The sequence below is a fragment of the Sorangium sp. So ce176 genome (assembly GCF_051519835.1).
Lineage (GTDB): Bacteria > Myxococcota_A > Polyangia > Polyangiales > Polyangiaceae > Sorangium > Sorangium cellulosum_G.
Genome location: NZ_CP150371.1, coordinates 6,752,166 through 6,773,095 on the forward strand (window position 1 = coordinate 6,752,166; position 20,930 = coordinate 6,773,095).

General features: G+C 68.7%; 13 protein-coding genes and 2 pseudogenes. 7 read left to right on the forward strand and 8 right to left on the reverse strand.

Going from position 1 to position 20,930, the window contains the following annotated elements; all coding sequences use genetic code 11:
- The first annotated feature begins 2 nt into the window (after positions 1-2).
- From WMF42_RS25255 to WMF42_RS25265, 3 genes are all read left to right on the forward strand, one after another.
- On the forward strand, positions 3-830 hold the full coding sequence (locus tag WMF42_RS25255; protein ID WP_437685252.1) for a hypothetical protein: 828 nt from the start codon (positions 3-5) through the stop codon (positions 828-830).
- Between the two features lie 74 nt (positions 831-904).
- Positions 905-2,383 carry a hypothetical protein gene (locus tag WMF42_RS25260; RefSeq protein WP_199693501.1) on the forward strand — a complete coding sequence of 493 codons (1,479 nt, stop codon included), beginning with the start codon at positions 905-907 and terminating at the stop codon, positions 2,381-2,383.
- Between the two features lie 94 nt (positions 2,384-2,477).
- Entirely contained in the window at positions 2,478-7,931 is a 5,454-nt protein-coding gene (locus tag WMF42_RS25265; protein ID WP_437685255.1) for a trifunctional serine/threonine-protein kinase/ATP-binding protein/sensor histidine kinase, read from the forward strand.
- A gap of 49 nt (positions 7,932-7,980) precedes the next feature.
- Here WMF42_RS25265 and WMF42_RS25270 read toward each other — a convergent pair whose 3' ends face one another.
- A complete protein-coding gene (locus tag WMF42_RS25270) occupies positions 7,981-9,057 on the reverse strand; it encodes a matrixin family metalloprotease (RefSeq protein ID WP_437685257.1) in 1,077 nt (358 codons plus the stop codon).
- A gap of 80 nt (positions 9,058-9,137) precedes the next feature.
- On the opposite strand from WMF42_RS25270, the gene WMF42_RS25275 reads away from it, so the two are divergent.
- Complete coding sequence (locus tag WMF42_RS25275; protein WP_437685258.1) at positions 9,138-9,350, forward strand: hypothetical protein; 213 nt, start codon at positions 9,138-9,140, stop codon at positions 9,348-9,350.
- A gap of 28 nt (positions 9,351-9,378) precedes the next feature.
- Positions 9,379-9,870: a signal peptidase II gene (gene lspA, locus WMF42_RS25280; RefSeq protein WP_437685260.1), complete on the forward strand. Its 492-nt coding sequence runs from the start codon at positions 9,379-9,381 to the stop codon at positions 9,868-9,870.
- 96 nt (positions 9,871-9,966) lie between these two features.
- Here the strand turns inward: lspA and WMF42_RS25285 are convergent, their stop codons facing one another.
- The 6 genes and pseudogenes from WMF42_RS25285 to WMF42_RS25310 form a co-directional block, all read right to left on the reverse strand.
- Positions 9,967-11,790, reverse strand: coding sequence for a CotH kinase family protein (locus WMF42_RS25285; protein ID WP_437685262.1), 1,824 nt, complete (start codon positions 11,788-11,790; stop codon positions 9,967-9,969).
- 740 nt (positions 11,791-12,530) lie between these two features.
- Complete coding sequence (locus WMF42_RS25290; protein ID WP_437685264.1) at positions 12,531-13,190, reverse strand: hypothetical protein; 660 nt, start codon at positions 13,188-13,190, stop codon at positions 12,531-12,533.
- 228 nt (positions 13,191-13,418) lie between these two features.
- On the reverse strand, positions 13,419-14,687 hold the full coding sequence (locus tag WMF42_RS25295) for a glucuronyl esterase domain-containing protein (RefSeq protein ID WP_437694340.1): 1,269 nt from the start codon (positions 14,685-14,687) through the stop codon (positions 13,419-13,421).
- 198 nt (positions 14,688-14,885) lie between these two features.
- A pseudogene (locus WMF42_RS25300) lies at positions 14,886-15,236 on the reverse strand (cellulose binding domain-containing protein); the annotation flags it as partial.
- Positions 15,237-15,608: 372 nt separating this feature from the next.
- Entirely contained in the window at positions 15,609-16,073 is a 465-nt protein-coding gene (locus WMF42_RS25305; RefSeq protein ID WP_061611233.1) for a DUF3565 domain-containing protein, read from the reverse strand.
- Positions 16,074-16,264: 191 nt separating this feature from the next.
- The gene (locus WMF42_RS25310) at positions 16,265-17,662 is read right to left on the reverse strand and encodes a glucuronyl esterase domain-containing protein (protein WP_437685266.1); all 1,398 of its coding nucleotides are present in this window, start codon (positions 17,660-17,662) and stop codon (positions 16,265-16,267) included.
- Between the two features lie 683 nt (positions 17,663-18,345).
- Between WMF42_RS25310 and WMF42_RS25315 the strand changes: the two genes are divergently transcribed.
- Positions 18,346-18,945, forward strand: a complete 600-nt coding sequence (locus WMF42_RS25315; RefSeq protein WP_061605845.1) for a pyridoxamine 5'-phosphate oxidase family protein — start codon at positions 18,346-18,348, stop codon at positions 18,943-18,945.
- Positions 18,942-19,349: pseudogene (locus WMF42_RS25320) on the forward strand (VOC family protein); the annotation flags it as partial. The gene WMF42_RS25315 and the pseudogene WMF42_RS25320, both read left to right, overlap by 4 nt.
- A gap of 218 nt (positions 19,350-19,567) precedes the next feature.
- Here the strand turns inward: WMF42_RS25320 and WMF42_RS25325 are convergent.
- Positions 19,568-20,128 carry a glycoside hydrolase family 11 protein gene (locus WMF42_RS25325; RefSeq protein WP_437694342.1) on the reverse strand — a complete coding sequence of 187 codons (561 nt, stop codon included), beginning with the start codon at positions 20,126-20,128 and terminating at the stop codon, positions 19,568-19,570.
- Positions 20,129-20,930: the final 802 nt, after the last annotated feature.

Genomic DNA, 20,930 nt, shown 5'->3' on the forward strand with positions numbered 1-20,930 from the left:
CGATGCTGATCCTCGACTTCGCAGGCTGGTTCCAGTGCCGATTGCCGACCGATCCCGATCCGACAGACGAGGCACGCGGCGTCAGCGGCTTCACGTTCGCCGTGGCGGGGGAGCCGGACCTGGATCGGATCATCCGATTCCAGCGCCCCGTCGCGCCCCGCACGCACGGCCCGACCGTCGGCGTCCGCGTGACCGCGGTCAGCCTCGACGGACAGCCCATGCCCGACCACCCGCTGGTCGGCGCCGCCGTCGACCTCCTGGGAGAGCCCAAGTTCGAGTCCCGCAACTACGTCCTGCGAGACTCCGCGCAGGGCGCGATCGTCCCGTTTCGCCTCGGGATCTTCGGGGACGGGGTCGAGATCGAGCGCGAGGACGTCCTCTACCCGCCGGATCCGGAGCGGAGGATCCATGAGATCCCGGCGCTCTTTCACGAGCGGCGCGGTTCGTTGATCCCGCTCACGATCGATCGCCTCAAGATCGCCGACGCGACCGGGATCGTCGACCCGCTCGCGTACCGGAGGCGGCGGAAGGCGCTCCTCGAGGCCGATCTCCAGCAGACCGACGATCCGGTCGCGAGGGCGGCGCTCGGCAAGCGCATCTCCGAGCTATCGATCGTCGCCCCCGAGAGGCTCCAGGTCGCGACGCTCATGGTCTACAACGATTATCGATTCGACATCAACGGGCCGACCAGGATCGCCGATGCCACGCGCAGCCTCGGCGTCCAGGTCGACACCACCCGTGACTGGCCCATCGCCTTCTGGATGGGCGCCTGGGACGCCGACGCCCTGTGCGGCTACGTGCGCGGAATGCTTTCCATCCCCCTGCTCTGACAGCGGATGCGCGCAGGCGCCTCCGCGCGGCGGGGCGAAGCGGGTCCGATGGCACGTTCTACCTGGAGGGAGCCATGACTGTCCGTGTTGTTGCGAGGGTCTTCCCGTATCTGATGGCCGGCGCGCTCGGCTGTTACAAGTCCGACGGGGCGCCGACGCCGGCGCCATCGCAGTCGGCGATGTGCGGCTCGTCGTTCCCGTGCGCCGAGGTGCCGAGGCCGGGGAGTAGCGCTGACCGGTCCGCACCAGCTCTGACCCGGTTGCTCTGGGGGACCTTCGTCGCGATCAACTGGCCGGCAGACACGGGCGCCGGACGAGGCATTCGCGCGGACAGGCCCTACACGGACACGACCGGCCCGCGCGTCTGGGAGACCTGGAAGCAGGAATGGGAGAGCTCCCCCAAGAACCTCGACGACTGGGATAGCTACGCCGCGAAGCGCCCGCCGTGCGACTACGTGGAGGAAGAGCCCGGAAACCGGCAGAGCGTCACGGCGGCCGACTGGCCCGGCATCTACAGGAAGTACGGGACCGTGCTCAACCTGATCAACACCGCCTCCCGTGATGATAAGAAGTCCGCTCGGAGGTCCGGCGGGCCGCTCATCGACGGGAACGGCGAGTACGTGCGCTACGAGATCCGATACAACCGCGAGCTGTACGATTGCCTGCACCACGGCGCCGGCGATGGGTGCGTCAACAAGCCCGGCGAACAACTCACCTTTCCGGCGGCGAACGCCAGCAAGGTCGGCGCGATCAGCCTGAAGGCCGCGTGGCGCAAGATGACGCCGATCGAGGAGGCGGAGAAGGGGAGCGTGTACTACATGCGCAGAGTCCTCGTCGTCGAGTTCGAGAGCGCTCCAGGAGAGACGAAGGCGAAGAGCGTCTGCCGCGCTGAGACCATGGGCCTCGTCGGCATGCACATCGTCTACAAGCACGACCACCTGAAGGGCCCTGACGCAGCGAGCCCCTCGAACGCCTGGACCTGGTTCACGATCGAGCACAAGGACAATCCGCCGCCGTGCCCGAAGCGCAGGTCGAAGGGCCGCTCGTCTTCGTTCGGCCGGCCCTGGGACAGCTCGTTCAGCTACCGCCCCGAGCCCAGGACGCCCGAGAGCGCGCCGCCGGCGGAGCCCCAGCCGGTATGGCTCTGCCGGGAGACGGCCACGGACGAGGTCACGGCGGACGAGAACAGGAAATTCCAGGAGATCCTGAGCGCGTACCCGCCGTGGGGCAACTACGAGTTCGTTACCGGCCAGTGGCGGGCCGGCAGCACGGCCAACATCACGAGGATGGCGAACACGATCATCGAGCCGTATGCCCAGCGCGACTCGTGCATGGATTGCCACACGGGCAACTCGCAGAAGACGGATTTCGTCTGGAGCCTCTGCATACAGCGCGATTGGTGCAACCGACGCGACAACCCACGCACGAAGCACGTCACGCGCCTCTTCGCGACGCCTGGGCCCAGCTTGGCGTCGCCCGAGGCCGGCGCCCCGCCGGGTGAGCCGCCCGACGCCTACGCCGTGCCGGATCCGTGGCACTTCGGCGAGGAGTGACGGCGCGCGCCGCCAGCGGTCGCGCCGCGGCGGGACGGACGACGCCCCGCGCGGCGGGGAGCGTACCCTGAAACGAACGTACACGAGGCAATCCATGGGGAGCACGACGGGTTTCCAGGTCGTCGAGAGCCTGCACGCGAGCACGAACTCGCTTGTCTACCGCGCCCAGCGGGAGGAGGACGGGCGTCCGGTCGTCATCAAGATGCTCGAGGAGGCCTACCCGTCACCGGCCAGGATCGCGTGGTTCCGGCGTGAGTACGAGATCACGAGGAGCGTCGCCGACGTCGACGGCGTGATCCGCGCCCACGGCCTGCTCACCGAGCAGGATCGATGGTTCATGGTGCTCGAGGACTTCGGCGGCGCGTCGCTCGCTCGCCACATGCGACAGCGCCGGTTCAGCACGGACGAGGTCCTCGCGCTCGCGCCCGCCATCGTGGACGCCCTCGGGCAGCTCCACCAGCGTCACGTCGTGCACAAGGACGTCAACCCGTCGAACATCGTCCTCAACCGCGACACCGGGCAGATGAGGCTCATCGATTTCGGGATCTCGTCGGTGCTCGCGCGCGAGGAGGCCGCGCTGCGCGCCCCGAGCCGGCTCGACGGGACGGTCGCTTACATGTCGCCCGAGCAGACCGGGCGGATGAACCGGTTCATCGACTACCGTACCGACTTCTACTCCCTGGGGGTCACGCTCTACGAGCTGCTCACAGGGCGGCTCCCCTTCTCCAGCTCTGACCCGCTGGAGCTCGTGCACGCCCACATCGCCAGGCAGCCCACCGCCCCGCACGAGCTCGGTGAGGACGTCGATCCGGCGCTCTCGGCCATCGTCATGAAGCTCCTGAGCAAGAATGCAGAGGACCGCTACCAATCGGCCCACGGCCTGCGGCGGGATATCGAGGAGTACCGGAAGCGACGCGCCCAGGAGGGGCGGGTCGGCTCGATGACCCTCGATCGAGCGGGCGCCTCGGATCGGCTCCAGGTACCGCAGAAGCTCTACGGGCGCGATCTGGAGAGGCAAGCGCTCCTCGAAGCGTTCGAGCGCGTCGCGGCCGGGGCGAGCGAGATGCTGCTCGTCTCCGGATACTCGGGGGTCGGCAAATCGACGCTGGTGCGGGAGCTCTACCGGCCTGTCACCCGACGGCGAGGATACTTCATCTCCGGCAAGTTCGATCAGCTCCAGCGAGACGTGCCGTACGCGCCGCTGCTCCAGGCGTTCCGGGGGCTCTGCCTGCAGATGCTCTCGGAGAGCGACGAACGGATCGCGAGCTGGCGGCGGGAGCTCCTGGCCGTGCTCGGCCCGAACGGCCGGCTCATCACCGAGGTCATCCCGGAGGTCGAGCTGATCATCGGGCCCCAGCCGCAGGTTCCGCCGCTCGGGGCGACCGAGGAGAAGAACCGGTTCCACCTGGTCTTCCAGAGCTTCATCGGGGTCTTCGCGAGGCGGGAGCACCCGCTCGTGCTCTTCCTCGACGATCTCCAGTGGATGGACGGCGCCTCGCTCGATCTGTGCTCCGCGCTCATGTCGGAGCCGGGTAGATATCACCTCTTCATCCTCGGCGCGTACCGCGACAACGAGGTGAGCGCCTTGCACCCGCTCATGCTGTGCCTCGCGAAGCTCCGGGAGGCGGGCGCGGTGGTCCGCGAGATCGCGCTCCGTCCGCTGAGCCTCGCCCACGTCGCCGAGCTCGTCTCGGACACCTTCGACCGCGATCCCGCGGCCACGGCGCCGCTCGCTCAGCTCGCACACGCCAAGACAGAGGGCAACCCGTTCTTCCTGATCGAGCTCCTCAGGCACCTCCACGGCGAGGGGGTGATCCGCTTCTCTCATGACGAGGGAGGTTGGACCTGGAGCGTCGCGCAGATCGAGGCGTGCGGGGTGACCGAGAACGTCGTCGATCTCATGGCGGGCAAGGTGAAGAAGCTCGGTAGCCTGACCCAGCGGGCGCTGGAGCTCGCCGCGTGCATGGGGAGCACGTTCGACCTCCGCACGCTCGCGGCCGTCTCCGATGCGACGCCGAAGCAGACCGCCGCGGCGCTCTGGGACGCCATCATGGAGGGCCTGGTCGTTCCCCTGGACCACAATTACATGCTCACCGGCATGGACGTCGACGGGCTCCTCGACACGGTGAACGTGGAGTACCGCTTCGCTCACGATCGCGTCCAGCAGGCGGCGTACTCGCGCTTCGACGACGAGGCTCGGCGCCGCGTCCACTTCAGGATAGGCAGGCTGTTCCTGGAGAGCACCCCTGTCGAGGAGCTCGGGCGGAGGATCTTCGATATCGTCGATCAGCTCGATCATGGTCTCGAGCACGCGCGCGATCTGGCCGAGCGCGACAAGCTCTCGCGGCTGTACCTCCTGGCCGGCCGCAAGGCCAAGGCGTCCGCCGCATACGGACCTGCGCTGCATTACCTTCGCGTCGGGATACAGCTCCTGAACGCGCCCGGCGCCGTCGGGCCGGCCGCCGTCCCGAGCGTCGACGAGGCACGGGAGAGCTGGAGCCGGCAGCCCCGGCTGAGCCTCGACCTCTTCGACGAGGCGGCCGAGGCCGCGTGCCTGCTCGGCGAGCACGAGCTAGCGGGGCAGTTGAACGACGTCGTCCGCGCGCTCGCCGGTTCGGTGGTCGACAAACTGAGGAGCTACAAGATCGAGATCCAGTCGTACTCCGCGCGCGACCAGCTCCTCCAGGGCGTGGAGGCCGGGTTGCGGGCGCTGCGGCTCTTCGGCGTCGACATCCCCGAGAGGCCCGGCCCGGGTGACATTGGCCGCGCCGCCGCCGAGGCCGCGGCGGCGTGGGCCGGGCGGGACATCGAGGAGCTCGTGGAGCTCCCGGAGATGAATGGGCCCGAGCAGCTCGCGGCCATGGATATCATGGCGCGGCTCTACATCCCGGCGTTCAATGCGGCGCCGGACGTGTTCACGCTCGTCGTCTTCCACGAGGTCATCCTGTCCGTCCGGCACGGGGTCACGGCGAGCTCGTCGCGCGGCTTCTCGGCGTACGGGTTCATCCTGTGCGCGCAGGGCCAGATCGAGCCGGGCTACCGGTTCGGCCAGCTCGCGCTACGGCTCTCCGATCGCTTCGGCGGAGCGGAGAAGTGGAGCGCGCTCTTCATGTTCAACTTCTTCGTCCACCACTGGCGGGAGCACGTCGAGGAGACGATCGAGCCGTTCATGCACGGCTATCGGCTCGCGCTGGAGGCCGGCGATCTCGAGTACGCCGGGCTGAACATCATCGGCGTCACCCTCCAGTCGTTCTGGTGCTGCAAGGAGCTCCCCGCGCTCGCCGAGCGGGCCGCGGAGAACAGCCGTGTCATCCGCCGTCTGAAGCAGGACCTGCCCCAGGAATCGAACGATGTCCACTGGCAGACCATCCTCAACCTGCTGGGACGGAGCGACGATCCTTGCACGCTGACCGGCGAGGCGATGGACGAGGGGCGGAAGCTGCGCTTCTACATGGAGACGGGAAACGTCACAGAGATGGCGTTCCTCCACCTGAACAAGCTCATCCTCAATTATCTCTTCGGCCAGCACGCGCGCGCCGTCGACCATGCGCTCGAGGTCGAGCGGAACGTCGCGGGAATGACGGCGATGATGGGGACCGCGGTCTTCCGCTTTTATGACGCGCTCGCGTTCCTGGCCCGCTATCGGGATCTCGACGAGGCGGACCGGCAGCGCGCCCTCGCGCGGGTGGACGCCGATCTGGACAAGCTGAGCGCGTGGGCCGAGCAGGCGCCGAGCAACTTCGAGCACAAGGTGCACCTCGTCGCGGCCGAGCGCGCCCGGGCCCTCGGCGACATGCTCGCGGCCCGGGAGCTCTATGACCGGGCCATCGCGAGCGCGCGTGAGCACCGGTTCCTCGCCGAAGAAGCGCTGGCCCACGAGCTCGCCGCCGCTTACCATCGCGAGCACGGGTATCGTCACCTCGCGCGCAACTACCTCCGCGACGCCCGCTACACCTACGAGCGCTGGGGAGCGCTGGCCAAGGTGCGGCAGCTCGAGGCGGCGTTTCCGCAGGAGCTCGGGCACGCGGGGGCTCGCGCGGCCGAGGACCGGATCGCGGAGGAGCCGTCCAGCGCGAGCCGCCCGCGGAGCGGGTCCACGGGCGAGCTGGATCTCCTCAGCGTGCTCAAGGCGTCGCAGGCGCTCTCCGGCGAGATCCGCCTCGAGAGGCTGCTCGCGAGGCTGCTCACGACGGTGCTCGAGAACGCCGGCGCGCAGAAGGCGCTTCTCATCCTCGACGAGGGCGGCGAGCTCGTCATCTACGCCGAGGCGGCGGTGGACGCCCCGGAGCCGCGGCTGCTCCACGCCGTCCCGGTGGCCACGAGCGACAACCTGCTCCTCTCCGTGGTCAACCTGGTGGCGCGCCGCGGCAGGCCCGAGGTCGTGAACGACGCCTCTCGCGAGGGCATGTTCGTCGACGAGCCTTATGTGCGGAGGAATGTCACGAGATCGATCCTGTGCATGCCGCTCATCAACCAGGGCAAGCTCACCGCCGTGCTGTACCTGGAGAACAACCTCATCCCCAGCGCGTTCACCTACGAGCGCGTCGAGGTCCTGAACCTGCTCTCGGCCGAGATGGCCATCGCCATCGACAACGCCCGGGTGTACCGCAAACTCGAAGCTGCCCACCAAGCGCTCGAGGGATACAGCCACACGCTGGAGCAGCGGGTCGCGGATCGGACCCGAGAGCTCGCGGAGAGAAACGGCCAGCTTCAGCTGGCGCTGGAGGAGCTGCAGGCGACGCAGAAGGAGCTCATCACGCGCGAGAAGATGGCGTCGCTCGGAGCGATCACCGCGGGGATCGCTCACGAGGTCCGCAACCCGCTGAATTTCATCATCAACTTCGCGCGACTCTCCAGGCAGCTTGTCGGCGAGCTGTCGCACGAGCTGGAGGCGTGGCACGCGACCGCCAGCGCCGAACGCATGGACAACGTCAGGGCGCTCGCCCAGGATCTCTCGAAGAGCACCGCGTCGGTCGAGCAGCACGGCAAACGGGCGAATGAGATTCTGAGCAGCATGCTCCTGCACTCGCAGTCAGGCACCGACGAGCAAGTGGCGACGAACGTCAACGACCTGCTGAACCAGTCGATCCAGCTCACCTACAACGCGATACCCGCCGGAGACACCTCGCCGCGGATCGAGATCATCAGGTCCTATGACGGCGCCATCGAGCCTACGCCCGTGCTGCCGCACCACCTCTGCCGAGCGCTCATCAACATCATCGAGAATGCATGTCACTCGACATGGCAGAAGAGCCAGCAGGCCACGGCCAGGTACACTCCCAGGCTGTGGGTCACCACGGCGAACCGAGAGCGGGAGATCGAGATCAAGATCCGCGACAACGGCACCGGGATCTCCAAAGAGCACGTCGGCAAGATCTTCAACCCGTTCTTCACGACCAAACCGGCGGGCCAGGGCACCGGTCTCGGGCTGTCGCTCGCCTACGATGTCATCGTGCGCAAGCATCGGGGCGACATCAAAGTCGACACGCGGCTCGGCGAGTACACGGACTTCACCATCATCCTTCCGAAGGCCAGGATAGGCCGTTGAAGCCCCCTCGCGAGCCGGTTTCCGCCAGCCGCGAGCGCGCTCGCCGCCCTCAGGTCGCGCTCGCCCGCCCGCCGCGCCGGCGCCGCGCGGCCATCGCGATCGCCGCCGCGCTCAGCCCACCGAGCCCGCCAGCGCAGCCGCCTCCGCCGCGGGGCATCGCGGCGAGGCTGCAGCCCGTGACCTGCTCCGCGCCGCACTCGGGCGAGAACCCGTGCCTCGGGATCGGGTTGCACGCCATCGGGTCGATCTCTGCAGGCGGGAACAGGGCGCAGATCCCGTTGATGTCGTCCTGCTCGATCGAGCGGAACGCGGGCTCGTCGCCGCCGAAGGAGGTGACCATCGTCGCCCCTGCGTGCTTCGTGTGCGAGAGCCCGAGAAAGTGCCCCATCTCGTGGGTCACGACAGCCAGAAAATCGTGGCGCGATCCCCGGGAGGAGCCGCACCCGTCGTCGTCACCGCGGCTCTCCCGATCGAGCGCGATGTCCGGATTGAGCTGGTAGCACGCCGTGTTCATCTCGACGTCCGCGTTGTAGACCTCCCCGTCCACGGTGCTGAAGATCTGCGTCGTCAGCGCGATCTGCTCCGGGTTCCGCGGCCAGCGCGCATCGCGGAACGTGAACACGTTCGCGTTGCCCGCCCGGACGTTGTACTCCACGTCGCCGCACGAGACCTCGCCCATGTACTGCACGGCGAAGCCGGGCTTTCCCCCGCCCGGGCACTCCGCGTTCGCCCAGGTGGCGAACGCCTCGTCCACCGTCCTCCGGATCGTCTCGAGATCGAAATACTTCGAGCCGTCGTCGTCAATGGCGTACCCCATGCACGTGCGATTCCACCGGATGGTCGAGCACGTCCACTTCGCCTCCGGCGGGCTGGTGCACGGCTTGTCGTTGGGCGGCGTCGAGCAGGCCTGGCCCCACTGGCACGTGCTCGGGCAGGTCTCGATCGGATCGCACCGGTAATACGAGGTGACGCAGCCCGGCTTCTTCTGTCCGATCTCCTCGTCCGTGCACTCGGAAGAGACGCACGTCTCCGTCACGCAGTAGGCGCGCGCGCTCGATGGCCACGCGGCGATGCCGGCGGCCGCGAGCGCGGCGACAGTGAATCGGTCCAGCGCAGGCGAGCTCATGCGGAACATGCGGAGAGGAAAGCCCGGGATAGCCTCCGGCGCAAGCGCTCCACGCCTTGCCGGCGGCAAATCTGCCGCGAATGTCTGCGTCCATCGTATCGTGGGCGTCGTGCGGCCTCGCCCCCTCCCGTCCTCGCGAGTACCTCGCCCTCCTCGCCGGCGCCCTGGCCGCGGGCGCCTGTGGGGCGCTCTTCGATCAGGTCACCGCCCTCGTCACCGGTGTTGGCCTCGTCCGCGCCGCGCGCAGCGACCGGTTCTCGTGGCGCGCCTGGCTCCGGAGAGAGCGGGAATGAACCGCCGCGGCCGTGCGTTCCGGCGGCCATGGCGCGACGCGTGATGAGCTGGGTCCTGATCCTGTTCACGGTGGCCCTGGTGGGGTGCGATCATGCGACCAAGGCGGTCGCGCAGGCCGCGCTCGAGCGGCGAGGGCCCCTGTCGATCGTGCCGGGGGTGCTCGACCTCCGCTACGCCGAGAACCGCGACATGGCCTTCAGCCTGCTCCGGGGCATCCAGTCGCCGTCCAAGGTGGCGTTCCTCTTCGCGTGGTCGATGATCGCCCTCGGCGTGGTGCTCCTGGGCTGGTGGCACAGCCGCCGCGCCTCGGTCGCCGAGCAGGCCGGGTACGCGCTCATCGTCGCCGGCGCGATCGGGAACGCGATCGATCGCGCCGTCCGCGGGTACGTCATCGACTTCATCCACCTGCATCGCTGGCCGGTGTTCAACGTCGCCGACATCGCCATCGTGGCGGGCGGGATCCTGCTCGGCATCGTGATGTTCCAGCGTGCGCGCCAGGAGCCGCGCGAGGCGTCCTGAGCCTCTCCGCTGGCGACCCGGCGTCACGCAACCCGCACAGCGCTCGCTGAAATCCCCCTCTTGTGATCGTTCACGCCCCGGTCGGCTCACGCCGTGTCACGGCATGTTGGCGTCCATCCAGGCGAGTCGGGCCAGGAGGAAGTCGTGCATGACCTGGAGCTGCCCCTCCCACGTGGGCTCGGTGGGGCCGCCGACGAAGCCGGTGCTCGACGTGATGATGCTCGACACGGGCCATCTGGCGAAATCGCGGACCGCGGCCCGCTCGAGCGGCGCGCTCAGGGTATCCATGCGCTCCTCGATCGCGGTCTCGGACAGGAGCGTCTCGCGGAGCTCCGCGTAGCGCGTCCGCACCTGCGCCATGAACGCCGGGTCTCCGGTGAGCTTCTGGTACCAGTTGTTGACGTTCCTCCGGCCGCTGAAGCGCCAGCCGGTGTCGCTCGCCGATTGCGGCGTCGCGCTCTGGGCGCCCACGCCGCCGAGCGCGAAGTTGTAGTCCCACAGCGGGCCGGCCTTGAGCTTGTCGTTGCGATCCTTGTGGTAATAGGCGCTCCGCACATAAGCGTCCACGTTGAGCGTCAGCTCGTTGATGATCAGGTAATCGATGAACGACGGCACGTCGATGTACGCCGCGTAATCGCCGATGGGCGTCTGATGCAGGCCGTCGTGGAACTGCTGGATGTACTGCGTCAGCCATGTCGCCTGCTCGGCGTTCAGGGGATCGGGATCCACCACCTCGAGATCGACCCAGCACGTGCCGGCCGGACGCCCCCCGCCGCCGCCAAAGCCGAACCCCGGGAGGGGATCCGAGCCCGTGCACGCGAGCTTCGGCTCCTCGGCGGCCGCCTGGTCGAACTTGAAGATGTAGCCGCCGCTGATGTCGGGCAGCTCCCGGTCCTCCTCCTCGAGCTGCTTGAGATCGGTGCGGACCTTGTTGTTCTTGATCGTCTCCGAGACCCAGTAGATGCCCTGGTAATCCGCTTCGCCGATCGCGTGCGCCTCGTAGTTCAGATAGACCTCGGCGAACTCGTTGCGCGGCGCCTGGAGGCCCATTTCCCGGCCGAGGGCATAGGTGAACGGATTGCGGATCAACGTGCGGTCGTAGTAGGGCGGGATCAGCGCCCAGTCCGAGTCCGAGGGCATGCCCAGCACCGGGTAGTCGAGGTCCTTGCCCCTGTTGTCCCACAGCTCGAGCTTGTACGGCGTCTGCGGAAAGGACCGCGACGACTGGCCGCGCACGTGGTAGCCCGCGCGCATCGCCATCGTGGGCAGCGAGGCCATCGAGGCGACGCCGTCGACCGGTTCCCAGATCATCACCGCCGCGTCGAAGTAGACTTCTTTATCGGTCGGCTTGCCCTTGCCATAGCCGTCCACGATCATGATGGGGATGTCCGATGTCGCGTCGATGGTGCGCGCGATGTAGAGGCCCGTGCTCACCGCGCCCGCCGCGGCGCCCCCCGCGAACGCCTGCGCGCGAACCTGCGTCGTGGCCGTGAAGATCACCGGCTCGCCCGTGTAGAGCGTGGAGGCCACGGTCGGTAGCTGCCCGTCCACCGTATAGCGGATCTCGGCCCCCTCGATGGTCGTTGTCATCCCGACCTGGATCTGGTCCCTGAATGTCTGGCTCGGCGTGGAGAACGCGACATCCCCGATCAAGGGCGAAGTCTCTGACGGGGTGTCATCGCCGCCCGCGCCGCCGGTCCCGCTCGCCTCGCCGCCCGCGCCGCCGGTCCCCGTCGTCGCGCCGCCAGAGCCGCCGGTCCCCGTCGTCGCGCCGCCAGAGCCGCCGGTCCCGGTCGCCTCGCCGCCCGATCCGCCGGTCCCTGTCGTCTCACCGGTCCCTGCCGCGGTCCCGCCGCCCGGGCCGCCAGACGACGCGGAGCCGCCCCCCACCGCGCCTGAGGTGCTCGATGAGCTTGCCACCGTCGCGCCTCCGGCGCCGTCCTGCGGTATCGCCTCCGGTGCTGGGGCACAGGCGACGCCCAGCGCGAGGATCGCGACCGAGATGGATCCGTGAAGCCCGGCAAAGCTTGTGCGTTTACCCAAGATGGTATTTTCCACAGTTAACCTCACCCAAAGTTCAATATCTCGTCATCCTACTGACGCACAGGGTTCCAGCGCTACCCGTTTCTCGCCCGGTGCAGGATGAGGCTCCTTCAATGCGCGGGGGAGTTATTGATACAGCGTCGCTTTCCCAGGAGGACGGAGAACCTCCCCTTCCGCCGGGCGAGCGCGGGCGCAGGGTCCTCGAGCTGGGCGGCTGGACGAGGGCGCGTCCGGGGATCGCCCTCGTGGACGACGCCCGGAGCAACGAGCACAACGGCGGCGCACGCTCGACGATCACGCGCGCTGCGGGCGTCGGAGGAGCGGATCACCGGCCTGCGCAGGCGCAACACGGGTGCAACAGGCGCAACGCTGCGGAGAGCGCTGCTCCCTCGAACCGCCGCTGAAACGAGCTCCGGCCGCGTGCGTCCGGGACTGGCACGAGCCGTGTACTGGCAGAAGGCGCTCCTCGGGGGCGACTCGCCGCCTCGCGAGGCCGAGCCGAGAGGTATGACCATGAAGCGAGTCCTGAAGGGATCCCGATTCCCACAATCGGTTCCGCTCCTGCGGGAGGCGGCGCGCGCCTCGGGGCTCCGGGTGCCGTTAGCCGACGCCGTACCTCACGGACAGCGCGGAGCTGTGTACTCGCCGCTCGGATCGACGTCCCAGAACGCGTCGAGGGTGACCCGGAACCGCACCTCGGACGCGTCGATCGAGAGGATCTCGAGCGTGCCCGGTCCGATCGACCCACCTCCTCCCCCGCACTCGTCCGATCCCGGAGCGTGGGGTTCGCCTGTCACGCTCATCCCGCTGTAGTACATGAGCCCGGGATCCTCCAGGTCGTAGACGCCGACATGCTGGTAGGCGCTCGGCAGCACGAGGCGCATCTCCCAGTGCCCGCCGCAGGTCAGGCGCGCCATCGCCGAGCCGCACGACTCGCCGAGATCCGACACACGCAGAAAGAGATCGTTGGGATCGAGCGCCGCGCCGCCACCCCCGACGCTCGAGCTCGTCCCGACGTCATCCTGGCTCGCCCAGTACTCGTCCCAGAGCACGTCCTGCTGCGCGCGCGTCAGCGCGATGGCCGGCAGCGGATCGCCCGGCACAGCGCCGCCATCCGAGCCGCCGCTGCCCCCGTGTACCGCCGAGTCGTCCTCGCCGGACGGGTCGCCGGGGTCGGTCGCGCCGCCCTCGTTCGTGCCGCCATCGATGAAGGTCACATCGCAGGCGGCCAGCAGGAGCGGCGCCAGGACACAGAGAGTCGAAGTGAGTCTGGTCATCGCGCCCTCCAATGCAGGACCAGCGCCAGCCTGGAGGCGGGGAGAAGCCGCGGCAAACGGCGTCGCGGAGCGGGTGTGTGTGCCACGGTTGTGCCAGCGTGCGCCTTGGCGCGCCGGTGCCGGCAGCCGATTGTGCGCTGGCGCCCCTCGGATGCGCGCCGCTGCGGTGCGGCCGGCGGTCCGGTCGTCCGGTCGCCTGCGCGACCGGGCGACCCTGCGCCAGGAGCGTTACTCGAGGCGCGGCGCCGTCCACCGCATCCACCGGGCCAGGTCGGCCCGCGCCCCGTCGCTCTTCAGCACGTTGGTGTCGCCGGTGCCGCCTCCGACGAGGAACTTCTTCACGTACGCCTCGAGCATCGCCCGCTGCGCGGAGGGGAACTGGCAGTGCTGGTGGCCCCCGAGCTGCCAGTAGCCCATCCTGTCGGGCACGCCGAGCCCCTCCCAGATCGCGTGGGCGATGGACCCGGCCGTGAAGGTGCTGTCGATGCCGAGCCAATCGATCTTGTTGTCGAGCACGAGCAGCGCGCGCGGCGCGACGAGCCCCATGACCATGTGGTGATCGAAGGGGAGGTTGTTCACCCTGCTGCCGAAGTTCGACCCGAAGTTCGCGCGGAACCAGGGCTGCTCGCCGGCCGCGCTCGACAGGGTCTGCACGTTCTCCCCGGCGTTCTTTCCTGCCTGCGAGACGCGCCAGCTCGCCGAGCCACCGGCGCCCGACTCCTGGGGGATCGTCAGCGCGATGCGCTCGTCGAACGCGCCCGCCGTGAGCGCGCCCTTGCCGTTCCGCGAGCACCCCGTCACGGCGATGCGCTTCGGGTCGATGTTGGCTCCCGGGGTCTTCTCCAGCGCGTCGATGATCCGGCTGATACCCCAGGCCCACGCGATCATCGAGCTGGCCGCGTGGCTGCTGCCGTACAGGTCATAGAACTTGCCCGTCCCGCGCGAGCCGCCGCCGCTCTGGGCGCCCATCTCGTTGTTGTTGAAGTCGGCCGTCGCGACGCCGTTCGAGGTGAAGACGCTCTGGTCGAGGTTGTTGCCGCCGATGCCGATGACGAGCGGAATCGGGCCCGAGGGCGCGCCGGCAGGCCGGTTGATGTCGACGCCGAAGGAGATGCTCTTCGATGCCTCGCTGACGTTGACCGTCAGCCTCCTGCCCGAGAACGTACCCGTGACCTTGTCCTTGGACGTCATGGGCTTCGGTCCGGACTCGTACTCCTCGACCTGCGCCTTGATCTCCGCGCGTCGGCACGCCCACTCCGACTTCCTCGTGATCCGCGAACCGCTCACGTTCAGGAACGGATCCTGATGGGTCTCGAAGGCCGGGAGGGACGACGCCGCAGGCAGCGTCGGCCTGGGGCAGCTCGCGCCGCTGTCCTCGACGGCGCCTGAGCCGCCACCGCCGCCGCCGCCACCCCCGCCCCCGCTTCCACCCCCGCCGCCGGAGCCGCCGGCCCCGCCGGAGCCGCCGGCCCCGCCCGCGCCGCCGCCGCCGCCCATCCCCGAGCTGCTGCTCGACGACGCGCTCGTGCTGCTGCTCGACGACGCGCTCGTGCTGCTGCTCGACGACGCGCTCGTGCTGCTGCTCGACGACGCGCTCGTGCTGCTGCTCGACGAGGAGGAGGTGCCCGTTCCGCCGGTGCTGCTGACCGATGCGATCGAAGGCCGCCCGGAGCCGCTGCCGCAGAAACCCCACTCCGCCGTCTGGCCAGCAGCCAGCGTTCCGTTGTGGGCCACGTTTCTGGCAGTGAACTGCCCGCTTCCCGGCGTGACGTTCACGTTCCAAGGCGCCGGGTTCGTCGAGCCGTTGAGCGCCACGACCACGCTCCAGCCGGTGACGGCCCTACGGCCCGTGACCTTCACGTTCGCGCAGTAGCCGCTTCCCCAATCCGACTGAATCGCGAGCAGCGCCTCCACCGAGCCGTCCGCGCTGAGCACGGCGGAGTCGAGCTGGTCGAACTCCTCATCCTCGATGGGCTCGACGGTGCACGCGAGCATGCCGAAAGCCAAAGAAGCGGACATGTAGCCAAGCAGGCGAGTGACGCGCATTAAGATTCTCCAGGATAAGTTCGGTCGAGCCGCAGGCTTCTACTCAAAACGGAGTTGTCAACAAGCAAGGCGCCTGCGAGCTCCACCGAGCCATTGTTAGAGTCCAAGATTCCCGGCGACCGCGCTTTTGATCACGGCTGCATTCGCGGGCCTGTGCCGACCCGATGCCTGGCAACCACGACGCCTGTCGGAGACAGACTCACACGCAGACACCCCGCGCGACGGAGGCCCACATCAGAGAACGAGGGCATCGAGGGGGCTCTCTTCAGGCCACACCCGCTGGAGCTCGTCTCGCGCGACGCTGCGCGGTGCTCGTCCGCCTCCGCGGCGCAGGCGGGCCTGAGCGCTCCGCCGGCCCCCCGGCCGGGCGGATCACCCTGCCTTGCGGTGAAACTCCACGAAGAACCGCACTGGGCCGTCGGGGTCGACGTGGTGCAGCACCTCGGGCACGACGGTCCCGGGGGATCCCGTGTCCAGCAGCATCTCTCGACCGCCGAGGCCGTCGATGCGATAGCGGAGCCGCCCCGAGACGACGTGGATGACGCCCCACACACCGGGCTTTGTCGCGTGGTTCTTTCTCAGGCCGCCCGGGATCGTGCCCTCGTCGAACTCTGCCGTTCGTTTGTACGCGACAAGCCCGTCGGGCATCTCCAGCCGATCGCAGCGCACGCAGTCGAGCTCGGTTCCGAGCATGGACGCGCGGCCCTCGGGCGTGAGCACCCAGGGGCGCAGGAAGAAGGGCGGGTTGTGCCGGACGTGCTGGCCATGGCCACAGCTCAGCTCGGCTATCCAGTCGCTCGCGTCGTCCTGATGGTAGCCCGTCACCGCTCGGCGCATGGCGTCGGTCTACCCGGTCCGGGGCCGGGCGTCACGCCCGCTTCCGTCGACGCGCAGAAACGTCAGCCCGCCGCCCTGCGCGTGTGGCTGGCGCGGCTGCGCGCTCCCCCTGAAGGCTGACATGGAGCAGGCCGAGGTCGAGCTCGGCGAGCTCGGGCGCCGCGTCCACGGGGCCAGGGCGAGCAGCGCGATCACTCGAGGCTCGGCGGCGTCCACTCCATCCACCGGTCCAGGTCGGCCGTCGCCCCGTCGCTCTCGAGCACGTTGGTGTCGTCGGTGCCGCCTCCGACGAGGAACTTCTTCACGTACGCCTCGAGCATCGCCCGCTGCGCGGAGGGGAACTGGCAGTGTTCGTGGCCCCCGAGCTGCCAGTAGCCCATCCTGTCGGGCACGCCGAGCCCCTCCCAGATCGCGTGGGCGATGGACCCGGCCGTGAAGGTGCTGTCGATGCCGAGCCAATCGATCTTGTTGTCGAGCACGAGCAGCGCGCGCGGCGCGACGAGCCCCATGACCATGTGATGGTCGAAGGGGAGGTTGTCCACCTTGCTGCCGAAGTTCGACCCGAAGTCCGCGCGGAACCAGGGCTGCTCACCGGCCGCATGGGACAGGGTCTGCACGTTCTCTCCGGCGTTCTTTCCTGCCTGCGACACGCGCCAGCTCGCCGAGCCTCCCGCGCCCGACTCCTGGGGGATCGTCAGCGCGATGCGCTCGTCGAACGCGCCCGCCGTGAGCGCGCCTTTTCCATCCCGCGAGCACCCCGTCACGGCGATGCGCCGCGGGTCGATGTTGGCTGCCGGGGTCTTCTCCAGCGCGTCGATGATCCGGCTGACCCCCCAGGCCCACGCGATCATCGAGCTGGCCGGGTGATCCTTGCCATACAGGTCATAGAACTTGCCCGTCCCGCGCGAGCCGCCGCCGCTCTGGGCGCCTATCTCGTTGTTGTTGAAGACCGCCGTCGCGACGCCGTTCGAGGTGAACACGCTCGTGTCCAGGGTGATGAAGCCAAAGCCCGCGAGGCTGATGAGGAGCGGTATCGGACCGGAAGGCGCTCCGGCAGGGGCGTTGATGTCGATCGAGAAGGAGACGCTCTTCGCGCCCTCCTTGACGTCGACGGTCAGCGTCTTGCCCGAGAACGCGCCCGTGACGTTCTCCCTGGCGACAGCGGGCTTCGGCCCGGACTCGTACTCCTCGACCTGCGCCTTGATCTCCGCGCGTCGACACGCCCACTCCGACCTCTTCGTGATGCGTGAGCCGTCCAGCATCAGGAACGGGTCGTGATGGGTCTCGTACGCCGGGAGGGACGACGCGGCAGGCAACGTCGGCCTGGCGCAGCGCGCGCCGCTGTCCTCGACGGTGCCGCCCCCGTCGGCGCCGCCGGATCCACTTCCACCTGCGCTCGCGCTTCCTTCATCACCGCCTGTGCCCGCGCCCGGGCCGCTCGCGGCGGAGTCGCTGCTCCCCGTGCTCGGGCCTGCCCCCCCGCCGCCCGCTTCCGACGATCCGTCGGAGGTGCCTGATCCGCACGCCACGAGCAGCGGCAGCAAGGCGGTTCCGGTGAGCAGCTTGAACGTGATCGGTCGAAAGGACATCGCTGGCCTCGCTGGGTCGATAGGGCTCGGCATGGGCGTGCTCGAACGGTCGTCCCGCGTCTTCCCCCACCGGGAACGCCGGACCGCGCTTCGAACACTCTTCTTGCAGCTCGAGATCACATTGTAACTGTCTCGGCGCCGAACCCGATCAAGAAAAATGCAGGGCTGTTAGATACTCGCTTCCTGTCGCAAGAGCAGCGATCCTCGTTGGTTCTCGTCCTTATCCCCACCTCGGCGCCGATCCATGAGCCGCCCCTGTCGTGTGGTCATTCACACGAACACCTCACTCTCCATGACGGGGCGTCCGGTGATACGGAGCATCGAGCCCTATCGCCTCCACGGCGTCGCAGGCGGCCTTCATGCCCACATCCGGATACGCCTCACGGCAGGTCCGGATCGCCTCCGCCCTCTTGCCTTCGTCAAGCAGCGAGCGAACGCGCTCCTGAGCCGAAAGCGGCTCAGGCTCCGGGCGGCATTCCTGGTAAGCCTATCGGGTCACGCTGGAACGGTTCATCGGTCGCCGCCCGCCCCATGCTGCCACGTCGCCCGCCTGCCCCTCCCCGCGGCGCCGCGCGCGCCCTACAGCACCGTGTGACGCGGCCGCAAGCCATGGCCGCCGCTGCATCGTCCGTCGACAGGCGCCGCCGAGCGCCCCGGCGCACCCCTGGACCACACGAGGACTCATGGGACGAACCTTCTCCGAGCTGGACGACGATCTCACCGGCTTCCTCGCCGAGCAGCGCCTCTTCTTCGTCGCCTCCGCGCCCTCGGGCGACGGCGGGCACGTCAACGTGTCGCCGAAGGGGCACGACACCTTCCGCGTCCTCGACCCGCGGACCGTGGCGTACCTCGACCTGACAGGCAGCGGCGTCGAGACCATCGCGCACCTGCGCGACAACGGCCGCATCACGCTGATGTTCTGCGCGTTCTCCGGCCCGCCGCGCATCCTGCGCCTCCAGGGCCGCGGAGAGCCGATCTTCCCCGGAGACCCGCGCTTCGACGCGCTGGCGGGCCTGTTCCCGCCATTTCAAGGCGTCCGGTCGGTGATCCGCGTCGCGCTAGAGCGCATCGCCACGTCGTGCGGCTACGCCGTGCCGCACATGGCGTACGAGGGCGAGCGGGACACGCTGTCGAAATGGGCAGACCGCAAGGGGCCGGAGGGCCTCTCGCGCTACCGCCTCGAGAAGAACACGACGAGCATCGACGGACTGCCGGGCTTACCCGTCCCCGACGACAGACGAACACCCACGCCAACTTCCCGCGCAGCTTCGTCGAGCTCGTGAGCTGCATCGACAACGACGATCCCGACCGCCTCCCGAGCGACGCAAAGCGCATCCCCCTCCAGGCTCCCCCGGAGCACCTGGCGCGGATCACCGAGTCCATCCGCAGCACCGTCGCCAGGCTCGCCGCGTGCCTCGCGCGATTCCAGGGCTTGCACATCCTCGTCTTCGAGACCCCCGACCCCGACGCCGCCGCCCGCCGGCTGAGCGCGGAGGGCGTCCATCACGGGGGCGTCATCACCGTGCGACGCCCGGTGGACACCGCGAACGGGACACGGATGGAGCCAATCCGGCTCCTCGAGCTCGACAGCCCTGCTCCGGACGAGGCGGGGACAGGCAGCGTGGCCGAAGGGAGGATCGCTATCTCGGAGAACCCGGCGGCAGCGCTGCTCGAGGCGCAGCCCGACATCGATCATCCGAACGGCGCGGTGGATCTGGTCGAGTCCGTGCTCTGCGTCGCCCAGGCCGCCCTGCCCGAGGTCGAGCGCCGCTACGAGAGTCGGCGAGGTGAGCCGCCAGCATCGCTCCGGGGCATCACCGATGTCGCGGAGCAGCGCGGCTCCATGTCAGCCGCGCCTTCGAGGATCCGAGCCTGTGCGCCGCGGCGCTCGGCGACCGCCTTCGCTCATTTCACGACGAACTTCGCCGTCGTGAATTTGACTGTCCCGCTGTTGAACTGGGCCTCGATCAACAGCTTGATCTCGTGCAGGTTCCCCAGGGAAAGGCCGAGCCCTTCCCACCGGGTGAAGTGCTCGGAAACAGAGATGGTGCCGCACGTGCGAGCCGTCCGCCGGATGCTGAAATACTGGTCAAACGTTTCACTCGGACCCGTGATGGCCGGCTTGTTCACGCGGGTCTTCTTCCACACGTCGTAGGTCTCGCCATCGGCGGTGAGCGTGCCCACCTCGTCCCGCGGCGTGCCGTCGGAAGAGAAACCCCCCGGCTTTTCGCTCCCCCAATCGTCGAGGATGTAGAACTCGCGAAGCGGGTTGACGGTCCAGCCGTAGATGCCGATGTACGTCAAGCCGCCGTCCTCCTCCGTCTTGGTATGCGCGAACTCCGCCGAGATGGTGCCGATCTGGGTGTGCTTCCGGGTCTGGTTGAAGTCGAGCCCGACGCGCGCCAGGAAGTCCTCGACGTCGTTCCATTCAGCGCTGAACGTGGCGTCGACGCCGTGCACGGTCATGCAGCCCGACCCGCCACCTTCCGCCCAGAGCTCATAACCGTAACCGTTGCCCGCACTGCCTCGGCGGTTGGAGCAATACTCCATGCCTCCGGTCAGGGGTGTCGCTGGCGGGCAGGTTTCCGTGGCGCCGCCCGTGGACGCGCCGCCGTCGCCGGCAGAGCCACCTCCACCCGTCGCTCCGCCTGCACCAGGGAGCCCGCTGCTGCTGCTCGCGCCGCCGCTCCCCGTGACGCCTCCGCTAGCAGGGGCAGCGCCCCCGTCCCCGCCCCCGGCGCCCGGTTGGCCACCGCTCCCGCTCCCGCTGGTGGATCCTGCGATCGATCCGCCGCTCCCGCCGTCGTCCTTCACCTCCCCGGAACCGGAACAGCCCGTGAAGGCCGCGGCAGTCAGGCAAGCGGCGAGGGTACCCAGCGACCAACGAGACGGAGAGAGAACCTGCATCGTTCGAGGATGCCGGGTCCCCACATTTTGATCAAGCGAGGCGAACCGTTTGAACGATAGGTCGTCGTCGGGTTGCCGCACCGGGCAGAAAGTTCGACGACGAACGCATGACAGGCTCGGCGCGGCGGGCCCGCCGCGGACGCGTCTCCGCGTGCCCTCCTCCGGTCGCACATATACTTTGTGCTCAAACTATTTATCGACGTCCGGGGGATGCCTGGCTGTCAAGCACGAACCAGGTTGTGGCGCCGGATCCCCCTCGGTCGACCCTCCAGGAGGATGAGGAAGCTGCCGAGTCCGGCCTCGCCGCGTCGCGCAATGCGCGTCATTCGTCCGCGTCGCGCGGTGGAATCCACCGTGGAGA

Excerpts from the sequence above, each read along its gene's own strand:
- WMF42_RS25255 (WP_437685252.1), top strand. The coding sequence starts at position 3 with ATGCTGATCCTCGACTTCGCAGGCTGGTTCCAGTGCCGATTGCCGACC.
- WMF42_RS25260 (WP_199693501.1), top strand. The coding sequence starts at position 905 with ATGACTGTCCGTGTTGTTGCGAGGGTCTTCCCGTATCTGATGGCCGGC.
- WMF42_RS25265 (WP_437685255.1), top strand. The coding sequence starts at position 2,478 with ATGGGGAGCACGACGGGTTTCCAGGTCGTCGAGAGCCTGCACGCGAGC.
- WMF42_RS25270 (WP_437685257.1), bottom strand. The coding sequence starts at position 9,057 with ATGAGCTCGCCTGCGCTGGACCGATTCACTGTCGCCGCGCTCGCGGCC.
- WMF42_RS25275 (WP_437685258.1), top strand. The coding sequence starts at position 9,138 with ATGTCTGCGTCCATCGTATCGTGGGCGTCGTGCGGCCTCGCCCCCTCC.
- lspA (WP_437685260.1), top strand. The coding sequence starts at position 9,379 with ATGGCGCGACGCGTGATGAGCTGGGTCCTGATCCTGTTCACGGTGGCC.
- WMF42_RS25290 (WP_437685264.1), bottom strand. The coding sequence starts at position 13,190 with ATGACCAGACTCACTTCGACTCTCTGTGTCCTGGCGCCGCTCCTGCTG.
- WMF42_RS25295 (WP_437694340.1), bottom strand. The coding sequence starts at position 14,687 with ATGGGCGGCGGCGGCGGCGCGGGCGGGGCCGGCGGCTCCGGCGGGGCC.
- WMF42_RS25305 (WP_061611233.1), bottom strand. The coding sequence starts at position 16,073 with ATGCGCCGAGCGGTGACGGGCTACCATCAGGACGACGCGAGCGACTGG.
- WMF42_RS25310 (WP_437685266.1), bottom strand. The coding sequence starts at position 17,662 with ATGTCCTTTCGACCGATCACGTTCAAGCTGCTCACCGGAACCGCCTTG.
- WMF42_RS25315 (WP_061605845.1), top strand. The coding sequence starts at position 18,346 with ATGGGACGAACCTTCTCCGAGCTGGACGACGATCTCACCGGCTTCCTC.
- WMF42_RS25325 (WP_437694342.1), bottom strand. The coding sequence starts at position 20,128 with ATGACCGTGCACGGCGTCGACGCCACGTTCAGCGCTGAATGGAACGAC.